The organism is Limnothrix sp. CMB-01 (genome assembly GCF_055193175.1).
This window is the reverse complement of record NZ_CM143720.1, coordinates 4,377,033-4,400,929: the sequence shown is the minus strand read 5'-3', so window position 1 is coordinate 4,400,929 and position 23,897 is coordinate 4,377,033. Positions and strand designations below refer to the sequence as shown.

Annotated in this window: 16 protein-coding genes; 10 read left to right on the top strand and 6 right to left on the bottom strand. The window is 52.3% G+C overall.

The window, feature by feature from the left end; all coding sequences use genetic code 11:
* Positions 1 to 9: 9 nt before the first annotated feature.
* Positions 10 to 1,005: a sugar transferase gene (locus tag ACZA91_RS18180; RefSeq protein WP_190530632.1), complete on the bottom strand. Its 996-nt coding sequence runs from the start codon at positions 1,003 to 1,005 to the stop codon at positions 10 to 12.
* A gap of 570 nt (positions 1,006 to 1,575) precedes the next feature.
* On the bottom strand, positions 1,576 to 2,811 hold the full coding sequence (locus tag ACZA91_RS18175) for a calcium-binding protein (RefSeq protein WP_463183903.1): 1,236 nt from the start codon (positions 2,809 to 2,811) through the stop codon (positions 1,576 to 1,578).
* A 2,112-nt stretch (positions 2,812 to 4,923) separates the two neighbouring features.
* Between ACZA91_RS18175 and ACZA91_RS18170 the strand changes: the two genes are divergently transcribed.
* The 8 genes from ACZA91_RS18170 to argJ all read left to right on the top strand — a co-directional run bounded on the left by ACZA91_RS18170 (position 4,924) and on the right by argJ (position 17,846).
* Positions 4,924 to 6,027 carry a PstS family phosphate ABC transporter substrate-binding protein gene (locus ACZA91_RS18170; protein WP_463183901.1) on the top strand — a complete coding sequence of 368 codons (1,104 nt, stop codon included), beginning with the start codon at positions 4,924 to 4,926 and terminating at the stop codon, positions 6,025 to 6,027.
* A gap of 274 nt (positions 6,028 to 6,301) precedes the next feature.
* Positions 6,302 to 7,228 carry a phosphate ABC transporter permease subunit PstC gene (gene pstC / locus ACZA91_RS18165; RefSeq protein WP_099531982.1) on the top strand — a complete coding sequence of 309 codons (927 nt, stop codon included), beginning with the start codon at positions 6,302 to 6,304 and terminating at the stop codon, positions 7,226 to 7,228.
* On the top strand, positions 7,228 to 8,139 hold the full coding sequence (gene pstA, locus ACZA91_RS18160) for a phosphate ABC transporter permease PstA (RefSeq protein WP_099531983.1): 912 nt from the start codon (positions 7,228 to 7,230) through the stop codon (positions 8,137 to 8,139). The genes pstC and pstA overlap by 1 nt, the downstream gene beginning before the upstream one ends.
* A gap of 224 nt (positions 8,140 to 8,363) precedes the next feature.
* The gene (gene pstB, locus ACZA91_RS18155; protein WP_099532015.1) at positions 8,364 to 9,158 is read left to right on the top strand and encodes a phosphate ABC transporter ATP-binding protein PstB; all 795 of its coding nucleotides are present in this window, start codon (positions 8,364 to 8,366) and stop codon (positions 9,156 to 9,158) included.
* A 1,417-nt stretch (positions 9,159 to 10,575) separates the two neighbouring features.
* Positions 10,576 to 11,478: an indole-3-glycerol phosphate synthase TrpC gene (gene trpC, locus ACZA91_RS18150; protein WP_463183897.1), complete on the top strand. Its 903-nt coding sequence runs from the start codon at positions 10,576 to 10,578 to the stop codon at positions 11,476 to 11,478.
* 1,022 nt (positions 11,479 to 12,500) lie between these two features.
* Positions 12,501 to 14,861, top strand: a complete 2,361-nt coding sequence (locus tag ACZA91_RS18145; protein ID WP_463183895.1) for a hybrid sensor histidine kinase/response regulator — start codon at positions 12,501 to 12,503, stop codon at positions 14,859 to 14,861.
* A 132-nt stretch (positions 14,862 to 14,993) separates the two neighbouring features.
* Complete coding sequence (locus tag ACZA91_RS18140) at positions 14,994 to 16,265, top strand: sensor histidine kinase (protein WP_463183893.1); 1,272 nt, start codon at positions 14,994 to 14,996, stop codon at positions 16,263 to 16,265.
* 339 nt (positions 16,266 to 16,604) lie between these two features.
* Positions 16,605 to 17,846: a bifunctional ornithine acetyltransferase/N-acetylglutamate synthase gene (gene argJ / locus ACZA91_RS18135; protein WP_190529660.1), complete on the top strand. Its 1,242-nt coding sequence runs from the start codon at positions 16,605 to 16,607 to the stop codon at positions 17,844 to 17,846.
* Between the two features lie 60 nt (positions 17,847 to 17,906).
* On the opposite strand, the gene ACZA91_RS18130 is transcribed toward argJ, so the two are convergent.
* Together ACZA91_RS18130 and ACZA91_RS18125 are read right to left on the bottom strand one after the other, a co-directional pair.
* Positions 17,907 to 18,467, bottom strand: a complete 561-nt coding sequence (locus ACZA91_RS18130) for a Uma2 family endonuclease (RefSeq protein ID WP_463183890.1) — start codon at positions 18,465 to 18,467, stop codon at positions 17,907 to 17,909.
* Between the two features lie 58 nt (positions 18,468 to 18,525).
* Positions 18,526 to 18,990, bottom strand: coding sequence for a helix-turn-helix domain-containing protein (locus ACZA91_RS18125; RefSeq protein WP_463183888.1), 465 nt, complete (start codon positions 18,988 to 18,990; stop codon positions 18,526 to 18,528).
* Between the two features lie 91 nt (positions 18,991 to 19,081).
* On the opposite strand from ACZA91_RS18125, the gene ACZA91_RS18120 reads away from it, so the two are divergent.
* A complete protein-coding gene (locus ACZA91_RS18120; protein WP_463183886.1) occupies positions 19,082 to 19,633 on the top strand; it encodes a hypothetical protein in 552 nt (183 codons plus the stop codon).
* A gap of 198 nt (positions 19,634 to 19,831) precedes the next feature.
* Positions 19,832 to 21,259: a TIGR04283 family arsenosugar biosynthesis glycosyltransferase gene (locus tag ACZA91_RS18115; protein ID WP_463183883.1), complete on the top strand. Its 1,428-nt coding sequence runs from the start codon at positions 19,832 to 19,834 to the stop codon at positions 21,257 to 21,259.
* Here ACZA91_RS18115 and ACZA91_RS18110 read toward each other — a convergent pair.
* Both ACZA91_RS18110 and ACZA91_RS18105 read right to left on the bottom strand, forming a co-directional pair.
* Complete coding sequence (locus ACZA91_RS18110; protein WP_463183881.1) at positions 21,190 to 23,073, bottom strand: aspartate kinase; 1,884 nt, start codon at positions 23,071 to 23,073, stop codon at positions 21,190 to 21,192. The genes ACZA91_RS18115 and ACZA91_RS18110 overlap by 70 nt on opposite strands.
* Positions 23,074 to 23,254: 181 nt before the next feature.
* The gene (locus ACZA91_RS18105) at positions 23,255 to 23,824 is read right to left on the bottom strand and encodes a Uma2 family endonuclease (protein ID WP_463183879.1); all 570 of its coding nucleotides are present in this window, start codon (positions 23,822 to 23,824) and stop codon (positions 23,255 to 23,257) included.
* Positions 23,825 to 23,897: the final 73 nt, after the last annotated feature.

Below are 23,897 nucleotides of genomic sequence, written 5' to 3'. Positions count from 1 at the left end.
CTCGCCTAACTACATTGCGCCGCTGCTGCGGGAAAACAGAAGTGCGACGGTTTTGAGAATGAGTTTTAAGTCGTGCTTCAAGCTCCAGTTTTCCTGATATTTCAGGTCTAGGCGAATCACATCTTCAAATTTTTTCACCGTCGATCGCCCATTAACCTGCCACTCACCGGTCATTCCAGGACGCACATCTAACCGCTGCCATTGGGGAACCTCATAGCGCTCCACCTCATCAGGCGTGGGCGGCCGAGTACCCACCAGGCTCATATCTCCCCGCAACACATTCCAGAATTGGGGTAGCTCGTCCAGGCTGGTGCGGCGTAAAAAACGACCAATGCGAGTAATGCGGGGATCGTTGTCATTCTTGAAGAACGCACCCTCAGCTTGGTTTTTAACTTCCTTGCGCCGGGCTTCTGCATCAGAAACCATGGAGCGAAATTTCCAAAGCCGAAACCGCTTACCCATCCAACCACAACGGGACTGGCTAAAGAGAATGGGGCCGGGGCTGTCAAGACGAATCGCGATCGCGAGGGGAACAAACAAAACGCCCAAAATAGTCAGCCCCACCAGCGAACCTGCAATATCGAGGGTGCGCTTCACCCACGATCGCACCGAGGGGTGAGTAGCCGGTGGCAACACCTCTTCTGATGCAGCCTTGGCGCTCATGAGGGTGGTGGCCCGTTCGATCGGCAACATCGCATCCAAACCCGTCATGGACAACACAGCCATCACTGGCGGCTGCACATCCCGCAGTACAAAGCTCACACCCGTCGCATGGGCCAGCTTATAGCTGCTGACCAATGCACCGATACCGCTGCTATCCACAAAAGCGGTGCGGCTGAAGTCCAGAGTGATTTGAACCGGAAGCGATTCCGATTCACAGAGCATTTTGCAGGTGTCCTTAAAATCAACGGCTTCCAGAACAGAGAGGCGCTCAGGGATATGAAGAACCGTTTCAGTGGTTCCAGCCACAGTTGAAACACCAATACTAGTCGGCTGCGAAGTCATAGAACCGTGCGAATCACGCGATGATTAGCAGTTGAACCTGAAACTGAAGACAGTTACGAATATCCTGTTGCACCCCTAGGAGAATGTCTGAGACGTAACTTGGGGTACTGGCAACGCAAGAGCTGCCTTCGGGGCAGGGGGCCTAAGCCCCTTGTCGTCGATCGATGAGACCCACAAGATAGCCGTTTTGGCTTTTTAGACATCCCCTAACCGATGACTCAGACTTTGAGGGCCTAAACACCGATTTTGCCTTTGCGGTCAGAATACCAGTGCGGGTTTGCAATGGTAGCAATTATGCTGTCAGCTACGACGAATTTTAGGATATTCGATCCGCTCATTCATATATAGCTCATCTGTTGGCAGTTACTGGCCATTTGCGCCTGATTCTGATCGATGACGATCAATTTCATTTGAAATTCCTAAATACTTCTATAGTGTTCGATTGATGGCGTAGCTGATAGGGATTCTAGGGGTCGATCGCCCTGAAACCGGCTCCCAAATTTTGAGAAACCAATACCGCAAAGGGAGCCGATCGCTTCAAAATCGGCCCCATTTCCTCAGCTAGCCGGTCTAAAAGCCGCTAATGCCGTCAGCGGGAGCGCCCACCAGGTATGCCACCACTCGATTACCCAGCAGCACCTTCGTATCGCAGCCCACAGACTCGAAGGTGACCTGACCAAAATCAAGGCCGGTGATGCGATCGACCCCTCGCTCAAAGTCCAGAATCGTGATGGTTCCGGGGCGATCGCCCAACACGAACGTATCCCGTCCCGCGCCACCGCCCAAGGTATCGTCTCCTTGGCCACCATCTAGCCAATCGTCTCCATCGTTGCCTAACAGCAGATCTTTGCCCCAACCGCCAAAGAGGGTGTCGTTACCATTGCCGCCGCCCAAGGTATCATCGCCATTCTGACCAACCAACAAATCATTACCTTCGCCACCCAACAGGCGATCGGCATCCGCTTCGCTACCCAGGAGATCTCGGGTCACTCCCCCATCAAGGTCACCAAACAGGGTGTCATTGCCCGCGCCGCCCACCAACAGGTCTTGGCCCAAATCACCCCACAGAAAATCATCATCTCGGCCGCCCCAAAGGGCATCTTGGCCACTACCCCCAAAGATGCGATCGCGCCCGGGGCCCCCCTGCACCACGTCATCCCCCGCGTTGCCGTTGAGCTGGTCGTTGCCCGCATCACCGTAAAGGTTATCGTTGCCACCTAGCCCAAAGATGCGATCGGCTCCCTCGCCACCCCGAATTTCTTCGCTGCGATCCGATCCGGTAATGAAATCGCTGGAGTTGCGGCCCAACGTGGCCGGCTGGGCGATCGAGTTCTGCCGAAACTGCACTCCGGGTAAATCAGGCAGCGGCAGCGGCGCAGGCTGCGTTGCTAGGTTACAAACGGGAGCACGCGAACTGCCGATCGGCGTAACCGTCGAAATATTCGGGAAAGTGACCCCTGACCCCGAGTTCGATCCGCCATTGATCACAATGCCCCGCGACGCATCGATCACAACTCCCGGGCCACTGGTGGTTGGTGTGCTGCTTCCACCGGTTGGTGTGCCGCCTCCCGATGTGCCTCCAGAAGTGCCGCCTCCGGAGGAACCACCGCCGCTAGCCGTGTCGTTATCGGTGTTACTAGCTGTAATCGTGAAGGTTTTACCTGAGTAATTAGCATCACTACTAGTCAGGGAACCATTGATGTTGTAGGCAATATTGCCATCCACCAGTGAGTCATCAACACCTGTAACCGTTAAGGTTTTGGTTGTATTCCAGTTAGTGTTGTCAAACTCCACTGAAGCGGGCAAAACAGTTCCTTCCGTGGTATCTGAACTAGTCAGATTAACAGTGACTTTGCTGGTGGGCGGCGAGGTTAGCACTAGCGTGAAAGTTGCTGTGCCACCAGCCTCAGTAGTGATTAGTCCCGAGGCCGGTGTGCGTACAATATCGGCTGTGTCATCGTCTGTGTTGCTGATATTAACTGCTATGTCACTCAATCCATCGTATTTGGTATCCGTAGAGCTAGGATCAAGCTTAATTTGATAGGATTGGTTGCCATCTTTGACTAGATCATCAACGCCTTTAACAGTAACTTTTTGATCAGTATTCCAATTGCTAGATGTAAACGTTAGAAAGGCAGGGGAAACAGTTCCTTCTCCTACGTTTGTGCTAGTCAAGTCAACTTTTACATCATTGGTAGGCTGGGATTGGAGCTTAACCGTAAAATCTGTTGTTCCGCCGCCTTCGGTGGTTGTTAAGCCCGCCGCTGATGTAACAATCAAACCTGCTGTGTCATTATCAGTAATCGTAATATTTTGAGAAGTAGTCGTGCCCAAAACCAGCCGACTCGAAGGGCTACTGAGAGTTAGAGTTGCGGTCTCGTCATCCTCATCAATGGAGTCATTGACGACTTTAAAAGTGGCTGTTCCCGAAGTCTTTCCATCGAGAATTGTGATCGTGGCTGTGCTGGTTGATGATCCATTCAGGGTGTAGTCACCGGTTGTAATTCCTGTTCCGGTGACCGTTAAGGTAACTGTCTGATTCCCTACTACTGAATCATCAGTTGCGGCATTTCCATCATCAGTCGTCGCAGTAACGGTAATTTCTGTTGTTCCAGCTTCGGAACCAGTACTTGCACTGGTTGTAATCTGAACAGGAATTTGAACCGCTTCATATGCCCCTGGAGCATACAGTCGCAGACTACTCGGTGCATTCCATGGAGCGGGAGTAGCGGGGGTAGCTTTGTTGATTTCGTCAAGCCATTGCTGTTTTGTACCAGAAAAACTACCGAGTTTAGAAAATTCACCAAGTGTAGGAGAAGGAGATTTGAAATTGGGTAACTCTACAAAAGCCTTAGCTGCATCTAGCGCAGCAACCTTAGCACTATCATTAGGATTACCAGAACTACCTTCAAAGCCATCGCCCTCGAAATCCAACTGGTAAATAATTTGCGAAACAGAGTTGAGAGGATCGCTTGAATTGGAAGACTGAAAGGCAATAATTTGATCGCCGTCTGTATCAAAAGTAAGATTGCTGTAGGCATCGCCACTAGCCCTGATACCAGTAGCAGGGAGTGAACCACTACTTGTCCAGGTAAATAATGAGGATGCAGCAGCACTGCTAATAACTGTCCCTCGAGGAATCTTGTTGCCACTAGTTACCTTAAACTTAACCAGCTCCTCAGCACTATTTCTCAGACCAGTTCCCGTCCAGCCTTTTGTGGTGAAGTAGATTTCAGTGTCTGCTTCCAAAGGAACTAGGTTGATGAAAAGGAATGTGCCCGAGGCGCTACTGCTGGCAGTGCGTTGGTAGCCAACGATCGCGATATCGCCGGGGGTCAGGGTGGTAGGCATGATGCTTCCTCGTGACGATCGAAGAAATTAAGAAAAGGACGTAGACAACCAATTAACCCTGCCGCGATCGATTGACCGAGCGACAAAGGCGGTGACCAAAGACCGGATTTGACGATCGCGCGGCTTGGTCTGACGCAAATCGGAAAATCGGGGCTTTGGGGTGAGATTTACGAAAACTTTAAAAGAAACCTTAAGATGCAGCCCCAATTTAACTATACCCAAGCGGATGAGCGAAATTTCCACTGAGGGAGCCAGGGATCATCAGTCGGCCTTGTGTGGGTAAGGATCTGGGCCCGAAACTCAAAAATTTGTAGCGATCGTGACAGCAAGCGGATCAGCCCCATTAACCTTTTCTTTACCCAAGCGGTTTATGCTAGCCGCCGTTTGCCCCTGTCATTATTCACCACACACCAACGGGCGGCGCAATCGGCAGTTTTAGCCGCCGCGAGGCAGTTTCCTCGTCAAGCAACCCACTCGACTTCAGCTCATCGCCGATTTCAAATCAGGTTTCAGATTTCAGACCTCAGACTTGATCGGTTGATTGACTTCACCCCTTACGGAAGCTCTATGAATTACTCACTCCTGCGTCGAATGACCCGTCACGCGGCTGCTGGCTCGATCGCAGCCCTGGCCCTCTCCCTAGCCGCCTGCGGTGGCGCACCCCAAGCAAGCAACAGCCCCGCCGCTGGCGAAAGCCCCGCTGCCGGTGCTAGCCCCGCTGCTGCGGAAGCAACAGCCACCGTTAAGGTTGATGGCTCCAGCACCGTGTTTCCAATTTCGGAAGCCATGGCTGAAGAGTTCATGAAAGTCAACACCAGCACCAAGGTGATTGTGGGATCGTCGGGAACCGGTGGCGGTTTCAAGAAGTTCTGCGCCGGGGAAACCGATATTTCCAACGCTTCGCGACCCATCAAAACAGAAGAAATCGAACTCTGTAAGAAGGGCAACGTGGAATATGTGGAGCTGCCCATCTCCTTTGATGGTCTCTCGGTGGTGGTGAACCCCAAAAATGATTTCGCCACCTGCTTGAGCGTTGATCAGCTCAAGAAGATGTGGGAACCGGCCGCCGAAGGCAAGGTGAAGAGCTGGAAGGATGTGGATCCGAAATTCCCCGACAAGCCGATGACCCTCTACGGCCCCGGTACGGATTCGGGAACCTATGACTACTTCACCAAGGCCATTACTGGCGAGGAAGGTAAGAGCCGTGGGGACTACACGCCTAGCGAAGACGACAATGTGATTGTGCAGGGCGTGTCGGGTGATGAAGGCTCCTTGGGCTTCTTCGGCTATGCCTATTACGAAGCAAACAAGGATAAGCTGAAGCTGGTGGAAATCAAGGGCAAGAGCGGCAAGTGCGTTGCTCCGAGCGCTGCTTCGATCGCCGACGGTTCCTACGAACCCCTGTCGCGTCCGGAATTCATCTACGTCCGCAAGGATGCCCTCAGCCGTCCTGAGGTGAAGGCCTTTGTGGCATTCCAGATTGATGCGGCTAACAAGCAAATCATTGCGGATACGGGCTATCTGCCGCTGCCCGATGAGGTGCTGACGCTGGCGAAGGAGCGCCTGGAGAAGGGAGTAACCGGTTCTGTGTTCGGTGGCAAGGCTCCGGCTGGGGCTAAGTTGTCGGATCTGCTGGCGGCTGAAAAGGCCGGCGATGCCGAGAAGAAGTAAACGGGTTCAGCCTGGTGCTGAGGGGCGATCGCCTGGGTCTTTAAAATCCTCACGGGGGCTTTAGATGACAGGGCTGATCATCCCTTGGCTTGTGGCAGATTCTTGAACAGGAGCAATTGGGGCCGGGCACCCAGCAGGGGTCACGCTTCGGTCACGTTGCTCCGTGGTCAAGGCGATGCGACAGGTGCTGAGTGGTTGATCAGCCGATTGCCGGTTTGCAGTTAAATCTAGAGAAAATCGAAAAGGTTTTGGCGGGTTCCCGCACCCCTTCCCTATGGAGAGTTCCCTGCGCGATCGCGCACTTTGGCAGCCCAATCGTCAAGCGAGTCACCGTACAGAGTTGATCGTTCGACTGATTTTGGGTCTTTTTTCATTTGTATCGGTCGCCACAACGATCGGGATTGTTTTCACCCTGATCTTTGAGACGATCGACTTCTTCAGAATCATTCCCGTTTGGCGATTTTTCACAGAAACCCGCTGGACTCCGCTCTTTGCCAGCGCCCAATTCGGGATCATTGTCCTGATCAGCGCCACGGTGCTCACCACGGGGATCGCCATTTTGGTGGCGTTGCCCTTGGGTCTGCTGTCGGCCGTTTGCCTGAGTGAATATGCCAGCCCCAAGGTGCGACAGGTGCTGAAGCCGGCCCTGGAGGTGTTGGCGGGTGTGCCCACGGTGGTCTATGGCTACTTTGCTTTGCTGTTCGTCACGCCGCTGCTTCAGAAAATCATCCCCGGACTGCAAGGGTTTAATGCCCTGAGTGCGGGGATTGTTTTGGGTGTGGCGATCACGCCGCTGATTGCCTCCCTGAGTGAAGATGCGATCTATGCCGTGCCTCGCAGTTTGCGAGATGGTTCCTATGCTCTGGGGGCCACGAAGCGCGAAACCATCATTTCAGTCGTGTTGCCAGCGGCCCTGTCGGGGATTGTGGCTTCGGTGATTTTGGCAGTGTCGCGGGCGATCGGGGAAACCATGATTGTGGCGATTGCAGCGGGTCAGAATGCCACCTTGGGTCTGAATCCTTTTGTTTCCGCCATGACCATGACGGCCTACATCGTGCAGGTCAGCCTTGGGGATACGCCGGCCGGGTCGATCGCCTACCGAACCCTGTTCGCAGTGGGTACCACCCTGTTTGTGATGACCCTGGTATTGAACGTGTTCAGCTTTTGGTTTGTGCGTCGCTTCCAGGAAAAATACGACTAATGGCTATTTCAAACGAATCCCAAGGGCGATCGCGCGCGTTGCTCTTCAACCCTCGTCTGGATCAGCGCTACGTCAAGGACAATATCTTTGCTGGAGCCACCTGGGTGGCCACCGGGTTCGCCATCCTGGTTTTGGTGGTTCTGCTGGTGGATACCTTCATTGATGGAATGCCCCGCATTAGCTGGCAATTCATCACGAGCCTGCCCTCGCGCAAGCCGGAATTGGCCGGGGTGGGCGCGGCGTTGGGCGGTTCCATTTGGTTGCTGGTGCTGACGGCGCTGATTGCTTTCCCGATCGGGGTGGGCGCGGGCCTGTACCTGGAAGAATTTTCGCTCGAATCTTGGTGGTCTCGCCTGATTGAGATCAACATCTCCAACCTGGCTGGCGTACCCTCGATCATTTATGGTTTGCTGGGATTGCAGGTGTTTGCTCGCTGGCTGCAACCCATCACTGGCGGCCGCAGCGTTCTGACCGGGGCCCTAACCCTCTCATTGCTGATTTTGCCGGTGATCATCGTGGCCACCCGCGAAGCCCTGCGCACCGTCCCCGACGGTCTGCGTCAGGCAGGCTTTGCGCTGGGGGCAACCCGTTGGGAGGTGGTTTCGGCCCATGTGTTGCCGCTGGCCCTGCCGGGGATTTTGACGGGAACCATTTTGGCCCTGTCCCGGGCGATCGGGGAAACCGCCGCGCTGATCACCATTGGAGCCTTAACCTTCGTTCCCTTCATCCCCAACAATCCCCAAAGCCCCTTCACGGCGCTGCCGATCCAAATCTACAACTGGGTCTCCCGACCTCAGCAAGGTTTCCACATCAACGCCGCCGCCGGGATTGTCGTTTTGATGATTGTTCTGCTGGCCATGAATGGCACGGCAATTCTGTTGCGCAACCGGTTCCAGAAAACTCTTAACTAGTTCTTAGGATTCCTAGGATTCCTGGTTTTTTGGGAATTCTGGTGACCGGCACGTTTTATAGTTCTGCAAACGCTCTGCGGTTGATCGATCGGATTAGGACTCATAGCCTGCTCATGGCCCGTAATCACCGGATCTTGACGATGGGGTTGAGATCGACCGCGCTGGATGCTGATGTTTCGACCTTCTCCCTTGCTTCTTCACTTTTCAGTTCAGGTTTGACTGGTATGCAATCTTCTGTCACGTCCAATGCGGTGTTATCTGCCCGATCGGTCTCGGTCTACTACGGTCCCAGCATCGCGGTGCGCGACGCATCACTAGACATCCCACGGGGCGAAATTGTGGCCTTCATTGGCCCCTCCGGTTGTGGCAAGAGCACGATTTTGCGTTGCTTTAACCGGATGAATGACCTGGTTCCCAGCGCCCGCGTTGAGGGACAAATTACCTACAACGAAGAAGACCTCTACGGCCCCAAGGTCGATGCCGTTTCCATCCGTAGCCGCATTGGGATGGTGTTCCAGCGCCCGAATCCCTTCCCCAAATCCATTTACGAAAACATTGCCTTTGGGGCCCGCATCAATGGCTATCGCGGCAACATGGATGAGCTAGTTGAAAGCTCCCTGCGGCGGGCTGCCCTTTGGGATGAGGTGAAAGACAAGCTGCGCGACAGTGGCTTGGCCCTCTCTGGTGGGCAACAACAGCGCCTTTGCATTGCCCGCGCGGTGGCCATTCAACCGGAAGTGATCCTGATGGATGAGCCTTGCTCGGCCTTGGATCCGATTTCCACCCTCCGGATTGAGGAACTGATTAAGGAACTGAGTGGTGACTACACGATCGTAATCGTGACCCACAACATGCAACAGGCTTCGCGGGTGAGCGATCGCACGGCCTTTTTCAACGCCCAAGCCACCGACTCGGGCAACAAGGTTGGCTATTTGGTGGAGTACGATCGCACGGAACGCATTTTCCACGATCCCGTGGAAGAAGCCACTCGCGATTATGTAACCGGTCGATTCGGCTAAAACTTCGGCCCCAACCAGAACCCTAAACGAAGGAGAGGATGCGTTCATGGCTCAATGAACCAGCATCCTCTCCTTTTTAAGGGTTGCACTTCTTTAGGGTTGCACTTCGTCTGAACTGCGTTTGAAGGGCGGCGGTAGATGAAATCTTGAGGGGGATCTGAGTAACGTCGAAGCTGTGGCGTTAGGAGTTGGCAGGTGGTGCAGAATGCAATCGTTGAAATTGGTCTCAGCCGGGTTGGGGCGCTTCCTGCCCATGATTTCTGGCCCATTTGCTGAAAGCTCATTCACCCCTGCAACAGACCATTAACTCCTGCAACAAATCAATTGTGATTAGCGGATTTTGATCAGCCAATGTTGATCAGCCTTTGATCAGCCAATGTTGCCATGAGTTGCGACTAGGATTCCAACAGGAACCACACAAACATCGCTTTAATGGCGATTGGGATGACCCAAGGCTTCATCAAAGCTTTCATCCACCATCATTGAGGACAGCAGAACGGGCGCAAACAAAACGGCAATTACGAGTAGCACAGACATTGATGAACCTCCCTTTTGGGTGAAGGGTAGAGGTAGGAGTTGCATCGCTCAACGGATGCAGGATAGATGCTTTCTGGGTGGATTGCTTTGTACTTTGATTGTGTCACGATCGCCCGATCGAGCCAGTGATGGTTCAGCCCGTGGCGCGTGACAGTACTCGGCGGCTTTGTCGATCGTTGTCGTCAGTCTGAGCGATCGCGATCGCACCCCCATGGTGTCCCACTGTTCATCTCCTAGGTTAAGCATCCCTAGGTTAGGCATTCATGGAATCAGCCACGGGATGAATGATCTAGATTTCCCAGATTCCAGCTTCCTAGATTCCAGCGCGATCCAGAGCAATCACCAGTTTTTTTACAAGATTTCCTTGAGAAATTCTCTGGGAGCGATTTCAAGGCATTTCAGGCCAGTTCTGGGGCGATCGATCCGGCAACAACTGATTTCGCGTATGATTAGGGCCGCTCAATCCAAGACGAGTGGGCAAGCCAATCGAACCCAAATTCGTCGCTACTGGACTTGGGTGTTGGATCTTGAGAAGTAGCAGTTGAGAGGGTGGCGGTGGCCTACAGGGCCTTGAAGCAATGGCTCGCTCGTTACTGGGAGAGCATTGCTAAAGCAATCAATCGTCCAAACGATCATGAAGGTCAACAGATCACCAAGAGCATTTCGACCATTGAACCCTAACCCAAAGATCGCTTTTGATCTCCCTTGGTCAGGACAAATTGCCCGTTAGCAAATTGCCAATTAAAGCACCAACTTTGCTGTTTGGCGAATTGGCTCATTTAATTGGTCGGCTATCGATGCTCCGATGCCCATTAGCCTACATCAGAATCGGCAAAATTCATCCCTTTCTTCATTTAGCGATTCACTGCTTCTAAATTCTATGCAAATTCGCCGCATTCAACCCAATCCGGCCGTTGCCGTTGACACCTTGCGCTATCAAGTGCGTGTGCCCGATAGCGAGCCTCGCCATATTTTGGAAAAAATCGTTTGGCACAAGGAATCAGAGGTCGATCGGCTGCGGGAATCGTTACCCCTAGTTAAACTTCAGCAACGGGTGCGAGAAGCCCAGCCCCCTCAAGACTTTTTAGCCGCATTGCGTCAACCGCCGGCCCCTCAACCAGCGCTAATTGCGGAAGTGAAAAAAGCCTCCCCCAGCAAGGGCGTGATTCGTGCGGATTTTGATCCGGTGGCAATCGCCCAAACCTATGAGGCTAGCGGTGCAGCCTGTTTGTCGGTGCTGACGGATCAGGAGTTTTTTCAGGGCAGTTTCGATTATTTGGCGCAAATTCGGCAGGCGGTTAATTTGCCGCTGCTCTGTAAAGAATTTGTGCTTTATCCTTACCAAATTTATCTGGCTCGATCGCTCGGGGCCGATGCCATCTTGTTAATTGCAGCCATCTTGACTGATACGGATCTGCAATATTTCTTGAAGATTATTAATGCCTTGGGAATGACGGCATTGATTGAGGTGCATACCTTGGCCGAATTAGACCGGGTTTTAGCCCTGGATGGGGTGAAGTTGGTGGGGATCAATAATCGTGATTTGGCCACATTTCAGGTGACGCTGGAAACCACGATCGCCCTCTTAGAAACGCGGGGTGAGCAACTGCGATCGCGCGATATTTTGGTGGTCAGTGAATCGGGCTTGGGCAATCGTTCAGATCTCGATCGGGTGCTGAATGCCGGAGCCGGGGCCGTGTTGGTGGGGGAATCACTGATGCGTCAGCCGGATGTGGGCCAAGCGGTCAATGATTTGCTGCATGGCACGACCGATCGCGAATGAGCCTCTAGATCAACCCCAGCCCGTCAACCATCCTCTCGGTGGTGGATGGTTGAGCGGTCACTTGCGGCAATGGTGGAGCACCAATGGCTGAGGGAGAAAGGGTTTAGGGCCGATCGTCATTTCCATCACCGTAGGGGTTGGGTCTCCCAACCCTAACCCGGGCGATCGCCACAACCCTGTCCATCCCTGGGAACACCCAAGGATCACAGGAACTGGGTGGGGAAACCCCGCCCCTACGACTGATTGGTTTAAAGAACGAGGTCATCAGGGTTTCAGGTGATTTGACGACAGGCTCTAAGTCCCTTGTTTGCGTTGATCACGGGGCTGTGCAGCGTAGCAATTTGGACTTTCCAGACATTTTCTTAGAGATTAATTGATTAAAAAATTCGGTAGTACTGCAACTCAGTAATGAGGAACAGGCGGTAGCCTGTCTGGGCAAGCAATCTTGCACTGGAAATCATCACCTTGCAGACAGCGCCGAAGTTTGTTCTATGAATGCAAATATACGAACTAGTTCTAAAAATCTAAATCAGTCTTGCCTGTCAGTGCTACAAATCACTGCTTAAAGCCGCCATTCGTTCTGAAATCAGAGTAATGTTGCTGCCTAAAACTAATATTAGGTGTTATCTTGAGTCAGCCTACTTTTACAGAGTCGATCGCGGATTTATTTTGATAGGGTAAAGATCTCGGATTTTCCTGTGCGATTTTTTACACTTGAATATTTTCTTGTGTAATTTTTTACACTCAATCAATTTCTTTCACAAAATTTTTACAAATCTCCGATAGAGTTGGCAGTCAGCAAGCAACCTCATGACACAAGGGAAATGGGAGCTACTATCTGCTTTGAAATGAAACAAATAAGTTACTCTAGCTGTTCATAACTTAGAGCAAATTTCACAGCCCGAGCGCATGACCTAATCACTTGCCACCGACTTCAGATCGTTATGATTTTGCACTCCCAACCAACCGACCGAAAGTTTGCAGCCACGCTGCCAAGCCTTAGTTCTTTCCTCAGCCTGAAGTTGTCTCGCAACCTGCTGATGCGGTTGATTGTGGGAGGCACGGCGCTGCTCGTAGGCGTGGGCGCATATATTAGCTATCAAACTGTGCGCCAAGCAACACTGGAAAATTTAAAGCAGGATGCACTATCCCGTGTGACCAACAAGTCCCAGGATATTGATAGTTGGTTGGCATTGTTGAAAACACGCGTGGAAATGTTATCCAACGTTGGAGTAGTGCGATCGATGGACTGGGCGATCGCCAGTCCCTATCTCAAAGCAGAAGATCAACGAATTGGAGATTTTTCGTTTTTTGGCTTCACCACAGCAGCAGGAATCCGCCAAAGCACTGTTGCCAAAACCAAGCCGGCCGATGTGCGCGATCGCCGGTGGTTTCAGAAGGCAATGACTGGGCAAATTTATGTCGATGATCCCATGATTGCTCGGATCACTCGTGTGCCTGGTGTGGCCGTTGCCGCGCCTATTTTTAAAGATCAAAACTCAAAAGAGAAACCCGCTGGAGTCATCCATGGGGTGGTCACGATCGATCGGATCAAGCAAGTCACCAATCAGTTGAAATATGGCGATCACAGCTATGCCTTTGTGCTCAATTCCAAGGGCGAGGCGATCGTGCATCCGAACTCAGCATTTATGTCCAATATGGATAAACCCGCGCCAAGCTTGGTACTTGCCCAAGACGCAGGATTAGCCCACATTGCCCAACAGATGGTCAATCGGCAGCAGGACATTCAATTGGTCAAAATTGACGGACTTGAAAGCTATGTGGGTTTTCGACCACTCACCGAATCACAATGGTCTGTGGCACTGGTGATTCCACGCCAGAATATTGAATCTCAGCTTCAGCTACTGGATGGCATTGCGATCGTTGTTTTGCTCCTCGTGGGCACGCTGATTGGCGTTTTGGTCTATGTTCAATCCACGGAGCAAGCACAGCTCAAGCAATCCAAGGCCGCAGCAGATTCCGCCAATCAGGCCAAGAGCGAATTCTTATCAAACATGAGCCATGAGTTACGCACGCCCCTAAATGGCATTTTGGGCTATGCCCAAATTCTCAGTCGCTCCAAAACTTGGGGCAAAAAAGAACAGGATGGCATCCAAATTATTCATCAGTGCGGAACCCACCTACTGACCTTGATTAATGATATTTTGGATCTTTCTAAAATTGAAGCTCGTAAATTTGACCTGGCAATTAACGAATTTCATTTGCCCTCGTTTCTGCAAGGCGTTGGCGAAATTTGTCGGATTCGCGCTGAACAAAAAGGCATTGCTTTTATCTATCGAGCTGATTCAGATCTGCCGATCGGGATTCGCGCCGACGAGAAGCGACTACGCCAAGTCTTGATTAATCTTCTCGGCAATGCAATCAAGTTTACTGATAAAGGACAAGTGACATTTCGCGTTCAAGCCCAAAAACTCGATGATCCGTCCCTATACCGTCTGCGATTCCAGGTTGAGGATACGGGTGTGGGGATGACACCAAAACAATTAGAAAAGATCTTTTTGCCATTTGAGCAAGTGGGTAATAGCAAAAAGCAGTCAGAGGGCACTGGTTTAGGACTCGCTATCAGCCAAAAAATTGTGTCCTTAATGGGTAGCCAAATTGAAGTGGAGAGCACACTGGGCCAAGGCAGTACCTTTTGGTTTGATGTGCAGCTACCGGAGGCCAAAGAATGGGCAACTGCCTCTCGAACAATTGACCAAGGAACAATTGTGGGTTATGAAGGCAAGCAACGCACCATCATTGTGGTAGATGATCGTTGGGAGAATCGCTCTGTGATTGTTAGCCTCCTAGAGCCACTTGGATTCAAAATGGTGGAAGCCCAAAATGGTCAAGATGGTTGGGAAACTGCACTGAATCATGCTCCTGACCTAATCATTACGGACTTGATGATGCATGTCATGGATGGCTATCAACTACTCAGACAAATTCGCGCCTCTGAAACTTTGCGCAATGTTGTGGCGATCGCGTCGTCAGCCAGTGTTTTTGAAAGCAATCAGCAAGAGGCGATCGATGCGGGCGCTAACTTGTTTTTGCCCAAGCCAGTCCAAGCTGAAGTGCTGCTTCAAATTTTGCAAGAGCAACTTAACTTAACTTGGATTTATGAGCAAGCCACCATCCCTGATCCTGCCTCAAAAACGGAACCTCTTCAGACCCAAGATGTGATTCCTCCCGCTTCAGAAATTGTGCAACGGTTGCACGATCTCCTGATGGACGGTGATACTCAAGAAATCTTATCCATGGTTGCTGAACTGGCAGCGTCCAACCCGAGCATGGCACCTTTTTCTGAGCAAGTCACTCAATTGGCGACTCGCTTTCAACTTAAACAACTACAAGCATTGCTTGAGCGCTACTTAGCTCAATAACCATTTTCGTCATTGAGCTTGTTTCTCTCGGTTTAATGATCCTCAACACTTCAAGAAGATCTAGAAAATTTTGGGAAATGCTTGCATAGTCTCTCCCAATCACCGGATGATTAAATCAACTCCTGATGGCCTATGTCAGCATCTGCGTCGAATGAATTTATTTTAGTTGTGGATGATAATCCAACTAATTTGGCGGTTTTATCAGAAGCGCTGAATAGTGCCGGGTTGCGTTTTCGCGTGGCGATCGATGGTGAAAGTGCATTGGCGCAGGTCGATCGCAATCTTCCAGATCTCATTTTGCTAGATGTCCAAATGCCAGGTATTGACGGCTTTGAAACCTGCCGCCGCCTCAAGGCCAATCCACTTACAAGGTCGATTCCAGTTATTTTTACAACTGCTTTTTCAGACACGGAAAATAAAGCCAAAGGCTTTGCCCTAGGAGCAGTGGACTATATTCCCAAGCCATTTGATCAAACAGAAGTTTTAGCTCGACTACAGGTTCACCTCAAGCTCAAAAAACTAACGGAGTCTTTGGAACATCAAGTTCATGATCGCACAGCCGCTTTGCAAAAAATGCAAGTGCAGCTTGTTCAGCAGGAAAAGCTATCAAGTTTGGGAGAAATGATTGCGGGCATTGCACACGAAATCAATAATCCTATCAACTTCATTTCTAGCAATGTGGATCCGCTGCGAGAGCACATTAACAACATGGCGGAAATCCTGCGGCTCTATCAGCAAGAACATCCGCAGCCTTCACCAGAATTAGCCGCCGTTTTGGAAGATTTGGAACCGGATTTTATTTTTGAAGATAGCCTCAAGATTATCAATTCCCTGACGCTGGGAGCCGATCGAATTCGCGGAATTTCCACATCGTTGCGCACTTTTTCACGTGCTGATACTGAAACTAAAATCCCAGCGAACTTGCATGAAGGTCTAGACAGCACCCTGATGATTCTGCAACATCGCTTGAAAAGCAGTGATCATCGTCCGGAGATTTCGATTCTCAAGTCCTATGGTGAATTGCCTCTACTGCCTTGCTATCCAGGACAAATCAATCAGGTATTCATGAATTTGCTCGCCAATGCGATCGATGCCCTAGAGGAGAGCGCACTGAAAGGCAAAACCCCCGATTCTGGGCTGCAAATTCAAATTACAACTCAGACCACCAGCGATCAGCAAATTGCGGTTTGCATTGCTGACAATGGAATCGGCATGAATGAGTTAGTCAAGCAACGGCTATTTGAGCCGCTGTTTACAACCAAGCCTGTTGGCAAGGGGACAGGACTCGGCCTAGCGATCGCCCATCAGATTGTGTCTGAAAAGCATAGCGGCACTTTGGAGGTGCAGTCAGAACTAGGGCGAGGCACTCAATTTCTGATTCGTTTACCGATTAATCCAAAATAAATTGATTCGGAATTGCCGCAATGTGCTGAAACTATCGGCTATTTCGATCAAGCAATTCTGGAATTGAAATTGTATGAATTACAATCTATGAATTGCGATCAAACAATGATTTATCCAGCGCGCGATCGCACAACCCTGTTAGCCCCAAGCGTTGGTCAAGCGTTAGTCAAGAACTGATTAATATTTGCGCTATTCATTAGCTCTCGCTGACAAATTTCATCAAGACTTGCATCGTGATCCCGTGACAGAAGCAGCGCGATCGCCCGAAATGACCTTGCTATAATCACCCAATTGCCCGGACTCTGGGCAACTTAGCAATCGTTAAAGGGCGATCGAATCATGGCAGATTGGCAAGTGATTTCCGGCGGCGTAACGGCTCCTAAGGGTTATAAAGCGGCGGGCATTACGGCGGGGCTGAAACCCTCAGGCGCGCCGGACTTGGCCCTGATTTATTCTGAAGTGGAGGCGATCGCCGCCGGGATTTTTACCACCAGCCAAGTGCGGGCCGCCTGCGTGGACTACTGCCGCGATCGCCTGCAAGCCAAGCCCAGCGCCCGCGCGATTTTGGTGAACGCGGGGCAAGCCAACGCCGCTACGGGAGCAGCCGGTGCGGCCGACGCGGAAGAATGCGCCCAATTGCTGGCTAAAGAACTGGATATTGATCCCAACACCGTTTTGCTGGCTTCCACGGGGGTAATCGGGCAGCGGATCAAAATGGAGCCGATGCGCGCTGGGATTCCGCAAGTGGTGGCGGCCCTATCCGACGAGGGGGGAGCCAGCGCCGAAAAGTCGATTTTGACGACGGATTTGGTCGTTAAGTCGATCGCCCTGGAAACCATGATTGGCGATCGCCCCGTGCGAATTGGCGGTATGTCGAAGGGATCGGGGATGATCCACCCGAACATGGCGACGATGCTGGCCTTTGTCACCTGCGATGCGGCCGTGTCGCCCCAGCTCTGGCAGGAAATGCTCTCGCGGGCGGGCGATCGCAGCTTCAACCAAATCACCGTCGATGGCGACACCAGCACCAACGATTCCCTATTTGCCCTCGCCAATGGTCAGTCGCGCACCCCGGCAATCACCCAGTGGGGCCCGGAAGCCGAAAAGCTGGAAGCCATGCTGACGGCGGTTTGTACCCACCTGGCCAAGGCGATCGCCCGCGACGGGGAAGGAGCCACCTGTTTGATTGAAGTGGCCGTCAGCGGCGCGCCCGACGAAGCCGCCGCCCGCGCCGTAGCCAAGACGATCGCCGGTTCCGCCCTCACCAAGTCCGCCATCTTCGGCCGCGATCCCAACTGGGGCCGGATTGCCGGGGCCGCCGGTCGCGCCGGGGTGAAGTTCGACCAAAACAACCTGCGAATTCAACTCGGTGACATTGTGTTGATGGAAAACGGGCAACCGTTGGCGTTCGATCGGATGGCAGCCCACAACTACCTGAAGGCCGCCGCTGAGGGTGAGTATTTGAAAACCGATACGGTGGCGATCGGGGTCAGCATTGGCGACGGGCCCGGCTCCGCGAAGGCTTGGGGCTGCGATCTCAGCTACGACTACGTGAAGATCAACGCCGAATACACCACCTAATTCTGATGGTTGAATCCCGTTAGGCAAGGGGCTTCAGCCCCTTGTCTGGGGTGGTGATCCTTAGGGCATTTCATCGAGTCCAGCGTAGAGATCCTCGATCGCAATGGTTAAGCCAATACTGATTAATTCCACTCGATCGCCCGCTTGATAGATTTGGCTTTCCCAGCGATCGCCCGCCACCCGTCGCTGACATTCCACAGCAATCTTTTCTTGATCAATTAAGACATATTCTTCGAGGGTTTCGATCGCTTGATAATCCTCAAACTTGGTGGTGCGATCGAATAATTCCGTAGAGGGTGATAGCACTTCCGCAATCAGTTTGGGATAGCGTTTGACATAGCGATCGGTGCGATCACGTGGATCACAAGTCACGAACGCATCGGGATAGTAAAAGAAGCGATCGGCATAGCTGACTTTCACATCACTGCCATAGAACCGGCAATCGGTTTGGCGCAAATGTCTATGAATCGCACTCAGCAAATTCGTGCAAATTGCATGATGATTTTCACTCTCATTAGCTATAACAAAAGCCAATTCATTACGATATCCATAGCGAAAATCACTTTGCTCTTCAAGTATCAAATAATCCGAGACGCTAAATCCGCCGGGAAGTGCAATCATCGTCCCAATTATCCCTGTGCTCTAAAGTTCTCATGGTAATTTCCCAATTAACTTAAATCTAGTCATCCTGCTGCGATTTGGTAGGAATTTCAAGCTTAATCATAAAAACTAATTTGTTGTGCTCAATATTGATATTGGTGATGTTGATTGTGCTTGCATTGGGATCGACATCGCGCAATTGAGCGGGCTGGGGGATCTTATATCCAGCCGATTCAAGCAGTTGCGGAACTTCACGCCAGCTACTCAGTTTGGTATTTCCCAGCCCCACTAGCTCTTTGACGTAGCGATACACAGTGGCAGCCAGGTCTGTTTCTACGCCATTGGCTTGCTTTTGTAACTGATCTGCAATCTCCCCTGGGCTATTTCCACACAAAATCCCTCTCAAGTGGACTTTCTCAGTGGGTGTCAAGGGTTTGCCCTTAGTTGAAGACAGATCTTGATAAAGCAGCTTCAGATCCCAGGCTTCAGCCGCTTCCACAAAAATTTCTGATGGATGCCGAATCGATGCAGACTGATCTGTCATAGTAAAGATTCTGATTGGTTGTAGTGGATATGTGATTCCATTTTGGGTATGAAATTATTATCGCCAATAATACTATCTTTCATTCCAAGTCATGCAATCTGAAGAGCAAATCAAGAAAACAAACATTATTGGTGCCGGAATCGCCATTGGGATCGTGATTCTATGGGGCGCAGCATATCTTGGATTTCTGACTACGATCAAAGAACAACAACAAGAGAAATCAAATACTAGCGGTGCAAAAACGTATTTTGGAGTAATCAACAGGAGCGTTCAGTCTTTCTATGTGGAAGAAGGCAGGTTTCCGCATAGTTTTCCTGAACTGACTAATAAGTATCGAGGATTTTCATCAGCTTATGTATCAGGAAATATGCTAGAGCAGCTTGAGAACTCAAACATGAAGATTTTGGGATACGAGTTTAACATGAGACTCGTGGACAGTGATACTGTTCATGTTTCAGCAGTACCACTGTATAAGGGCGACTACCCTACGATTTCTGGAGGTGTTTTCATGATCGCCAACCAGGCTCAGGGAAAACTCTGTCAATCTCAAAAATTTACTAGTGGGTCTATTAAATTTCCTGAGCGTGACACATCAGGTGGGTTAACCTGTCCATCTGGCTATGATGTGCCTAAGTCTCGATGAAGCAACAGAGTGGTGGTTCTGTGCATTAAACTCAAGTTAAAGTATTTTGAAGCTTGAATTTAGAAAATCAATCAGTCGGTAATTAACTGGCTAAATGCTTGATTAAGCCAGGACAAAATCAACATCCTAAATTGCCCCATTTGTAGTGTAGTTTCCTTATTGTTGGGTAACTAACCATCCAAATGGGGATTATTTGCATTGAGCTATTTAAAACTAACGATCGCCCTATTTGTCAAAGCGCCCGAATTAGGTCAGGTTAAATCGCGGCTGGCCAAAACGATCGGGGCGGATTTCGCGACGGAATTTTATCGATCGATGGGGCGGGACTGGTTCGATCGCCTCACCGCATTTACCGATCGCCAGCAAGCCGATCTCCGCGTGTTCTATGCGCCTGACTCGGGGCGATCGACTGTGCGGGATTGGTTGGGCTGCGACGATCGGCAACTGATGGCCCAAGGCGAGGGGGATTTGGGCGATCGGATGGCGCGGGCGTTCACAACTTGTTTTGGGCAGGGGAGCGATCAGGTTTTGCTGGTCGGTAGCGACAGCCCCGATTTACCCGATGAAATATTGACCCAGGCGGCTGAAGCGTTGAGCGAAACGGGCGTGGTGATTTGCCCCACGGAAGATGGGGGTTATTGCTTGGTGGGGTTTCGGCGCGATCGCTATTTTTCCCAGATTTTTCAAAACATGGTTTGGAGTACCGAAACGGTTTTTGCGGAGACGATCGCCCGGTTCCAATCAGCTAACCAACCGGTCGCAATTCTGCCCCATTGGTACGATATTGATCACGCAACCGATTTAGATCGATTCTGGCAAATAAATCAGCAAAATCTAGACCTGAAACGGTCAATAGCAACGCTGGCAAAACTTCGACAGCCGATCGCCCTTTCGGTGATTATGCCCGTTCTAAATGAAGGGGAACGGATTCAAAAAACACTCGATCACTTAGCAGCAATTGCCGAACAAATTCCCTACGAAGTGATTGTGGTGGATGGCGATCGGGCGGGGTCAACCTTGCAGTATTTGCCAAGCGATCGCCCGGTGCGGGGCATCACGGCGGCGCGGGGTCGGGGGCTGCAAATGAACGCAGGCGCGGCGATCGCCCGAGGGGAAACCCTGCTATTTCTGCACGCCGATACGCAATTACCCGCAACAGCCTTTACCCAAATCACAACAGCCCTAAAACAAACACCCACCGTAGGGGCGCACCGCCGTGCGCCCAATTTCGGCAAGGTGGTAGGAGGAGCATTTGACTTATCGATCGCCTCGTCCCGGTGGATCTTGCGAACGATCGCCCGGATCGCTTCGGTGCGATCGCGCCTCACCCGGTTGCCCTATGGGGATCAGGCGATTTTTATCCGGCGATCGGCCTTTATGGCCTTGGGCGGCTACCCGGAAATTCCGATTATGGAAGACGTGGCCCTGATGCGATCGATTCGGCGGCGGGGGTGGCGGATTCGGATTTTGCCCGATCGGGTGCTCACCTCGGCCCGGCGCTGGGAGCGTGAGGGCATTTGGCGCTGCACGCTCCGCAACTGGACGATTTTGCTCGCCTATTTTGCCGGGGTCAGTCCGTGGACGTTGCTGGCTTGGTATTCACCCGAAAGATCAAAGGCTTCGTGAACCGCCTTCAGCGCCTCCACGCCTTGATCCTGTTCCACCACGCAACTGATCTTGATCGCCGACGTGGTGATCATCAGCAGGTTGATCCCCTTGGCCGCCAAGGCGTTGAACATTTGGGCCGCCACGCCGGGTCGGTTGATCATCCCCGTCCCGACGGCGCTGACCTTGGCCACTTGGGCATTCACCACCACTTCGCCCCAGCCGAATTCCTGACCGGCGGCCAGCAGCACGGCGCGGGCGGCTTCCGCATCGGTGGCGGCGGTGGTGAAGGCGATGTGGCGGGTGGGGGAGCCGTTGACGACGATCCGCCGCTGGGACTGGACGATCGTATCGACGCTGATGCTCTTTTCGGCTAGCAGCTCGAAGATTTTGGCCGCCATGCCGGGGCGATCGGGCACGTTGCGGACGGCGATTTGGCTTTGGTTGCGATCGAGCGCCACACCGCGCACGGGCGGCTCCTCGGGGCTGGCGGGCTGCTCGATCGGCAGCACCTCCGGCAAAAGCTGATCGGTGTCTAGCTCAAAGGCATGGCGCAGGGCCGCCACCGCCCGCTGACAGAGCGCCTCCAAATCTCGATCGGCCGCGTCGTCGCCGGGAGCGATGATGCAACCCACCTGCACTTCCGAGGTGGAAATGGTTTCAATATTGATCCCCGCGTCCGCCAGGGTCTTGAACATTTGGGCCGCCACGCCGGGCCGGCCGATCATGCCCGCGCCGTAGATGCTGACTTCGGCCACGTGGCGATCGACCACCAATTCCGCTTCGGCTCCCTCCGTTTCCATCGGGCGGGTCGGTTCCGTCCGCAGGGTCGGCGCGATCGCCCCGGCCATGGCTTCAGCCCGATCGGCTTCCTGCTCCGTCACCGTGAAGGCGATGTCGTTGGTGTTGCCCTCGTGGATCGACTGAATAATCAAGTCCACATCCACCGCTTGCTTGGCCAGCTCCCCGAACAGCTTGGCGGCGATCCCGGGGCGATCGGGCACGCGCAGCAAACCGATTTGCGCCTGGTTCGTGTTGTAGCGAATGGCATCCACCGGCCGGGCAATTTCCAGGTTTTCCAAGGGGCGATCGCCCACCGGCTGCGACACCACCCGCGTTCCGGGATCAGTCGTCCAGCTCGACTTCACAATCAGCGGCACACCATAATTACGGGCAATTTCCACCGCCCGAGGATGCAACACCTTTGCCCCCAAGCTAGCCAGCTCCAGCATTTCATCGCAGGAAATTTCCGCCATGATTTGCGCTTCCGGCACCAGGCGGGGATCGGTAGTCAGCACCCCCGGCACATCCGTGTAAATTTCGCAGGCATCGGCCCGCAAGGCCGCCGCCAGGGCCACCGCCGACGTGTCCGAGCCGCCGCGCCCCAGGGTGGTAATTTCCAAATCATCGGCATTCGAGATTCCCTGAAAGCCCGCCGCCACCACCACTTTGCCCTCATCGAGGTGGCGACGCAGCCGATCGGGATCAATGCTCAAAATCCGCGCCCGCGTGTGGGACGCTTCCGTGACGATCCCAATTTGCGCGCCGGTCAGGGAAATGGCCGGTTGCCCCGCCGCCTGTAGCGCCATGCTCAACAGGGCGATCGACACCTGCTCCCCGGTCGAAAGCAGCATATCCATTTCCCGGCGGCTGGGTTGGTCGCTAATTTCCCGCGCCAGGGCCACCAGCCCATCGGTGGTTTTGCCCATGGCCGAAACCACCACCACCACGGAGTTTCCCGCTTTCACCGTGTCGATCACCCGAGCCGCCACGGCCTGAATCCGCTCGATCGAGCCGACCGATGTGCCGCCATATTTCTGAACGATCGTTGCCATTGGTCTTTGCCCCCACAACCGCTAAAGGTGCAAAAAACTTTACCGGAAACCGTCGCCGGCCGCCGCTGCCCCGTCTGCGATCGCGGCTACGGTTTGCCCAGGTTTCCGATTCTTTTTGGGTTCTTGACCATCTCGATCGAGGTTGGGATCAGCTCAAAATGAGCCTTGCAAAACAGGTAATTCAACCGGGCAATGATACGTCTTCGTACAAATCGTTGATCATCCCTTGCCAATCGATGCTGTGGAAAAACACGCGATCGCCCGGGCCATACCACTCCAAAACCCATCGATTATTGTCATCGCGGCGAAAGCACTCCACTCGCATCTTATCCTGACTAATTAGCACATATTCTTCCAGGCTTTCTAGCGCACTATAGTTAAAGAATTTTTCGCCGCGATCGCGCAGCTCCGTGCTATCTGAAAGCACTTCAATAATTAATTTAGGAAAGCATTTGTAATAATCTGTATTTTGGTCACGTGGGTCGCAGGTGACGAGCAAATCGGGATAGTAAAAGCAATTGTGGCGATCGACTCGCACTTTCATATCACCGGTAAATAGCTGACAACCTTGCTGGCGAACAGATTTCAGGAGCAGCGCCGTTAAGGTTGCCACGATCGTGCAATGGGCACTACTCGCACCCGCCATCGCTACAATTTCTCCATCAATATAGTCATGCTTTTGGGTGGATTTTGCCTCCTGTTGTAAATAGTCATCGGGGCTAAGGAAATATAAATCCTGTTGAGCAATCATGGACTTGTTAATTTCTCCTGATCAATTGCTTTCAGTGCGACATCGATCCTAACTTCAGTGTAGCAATGTGGTT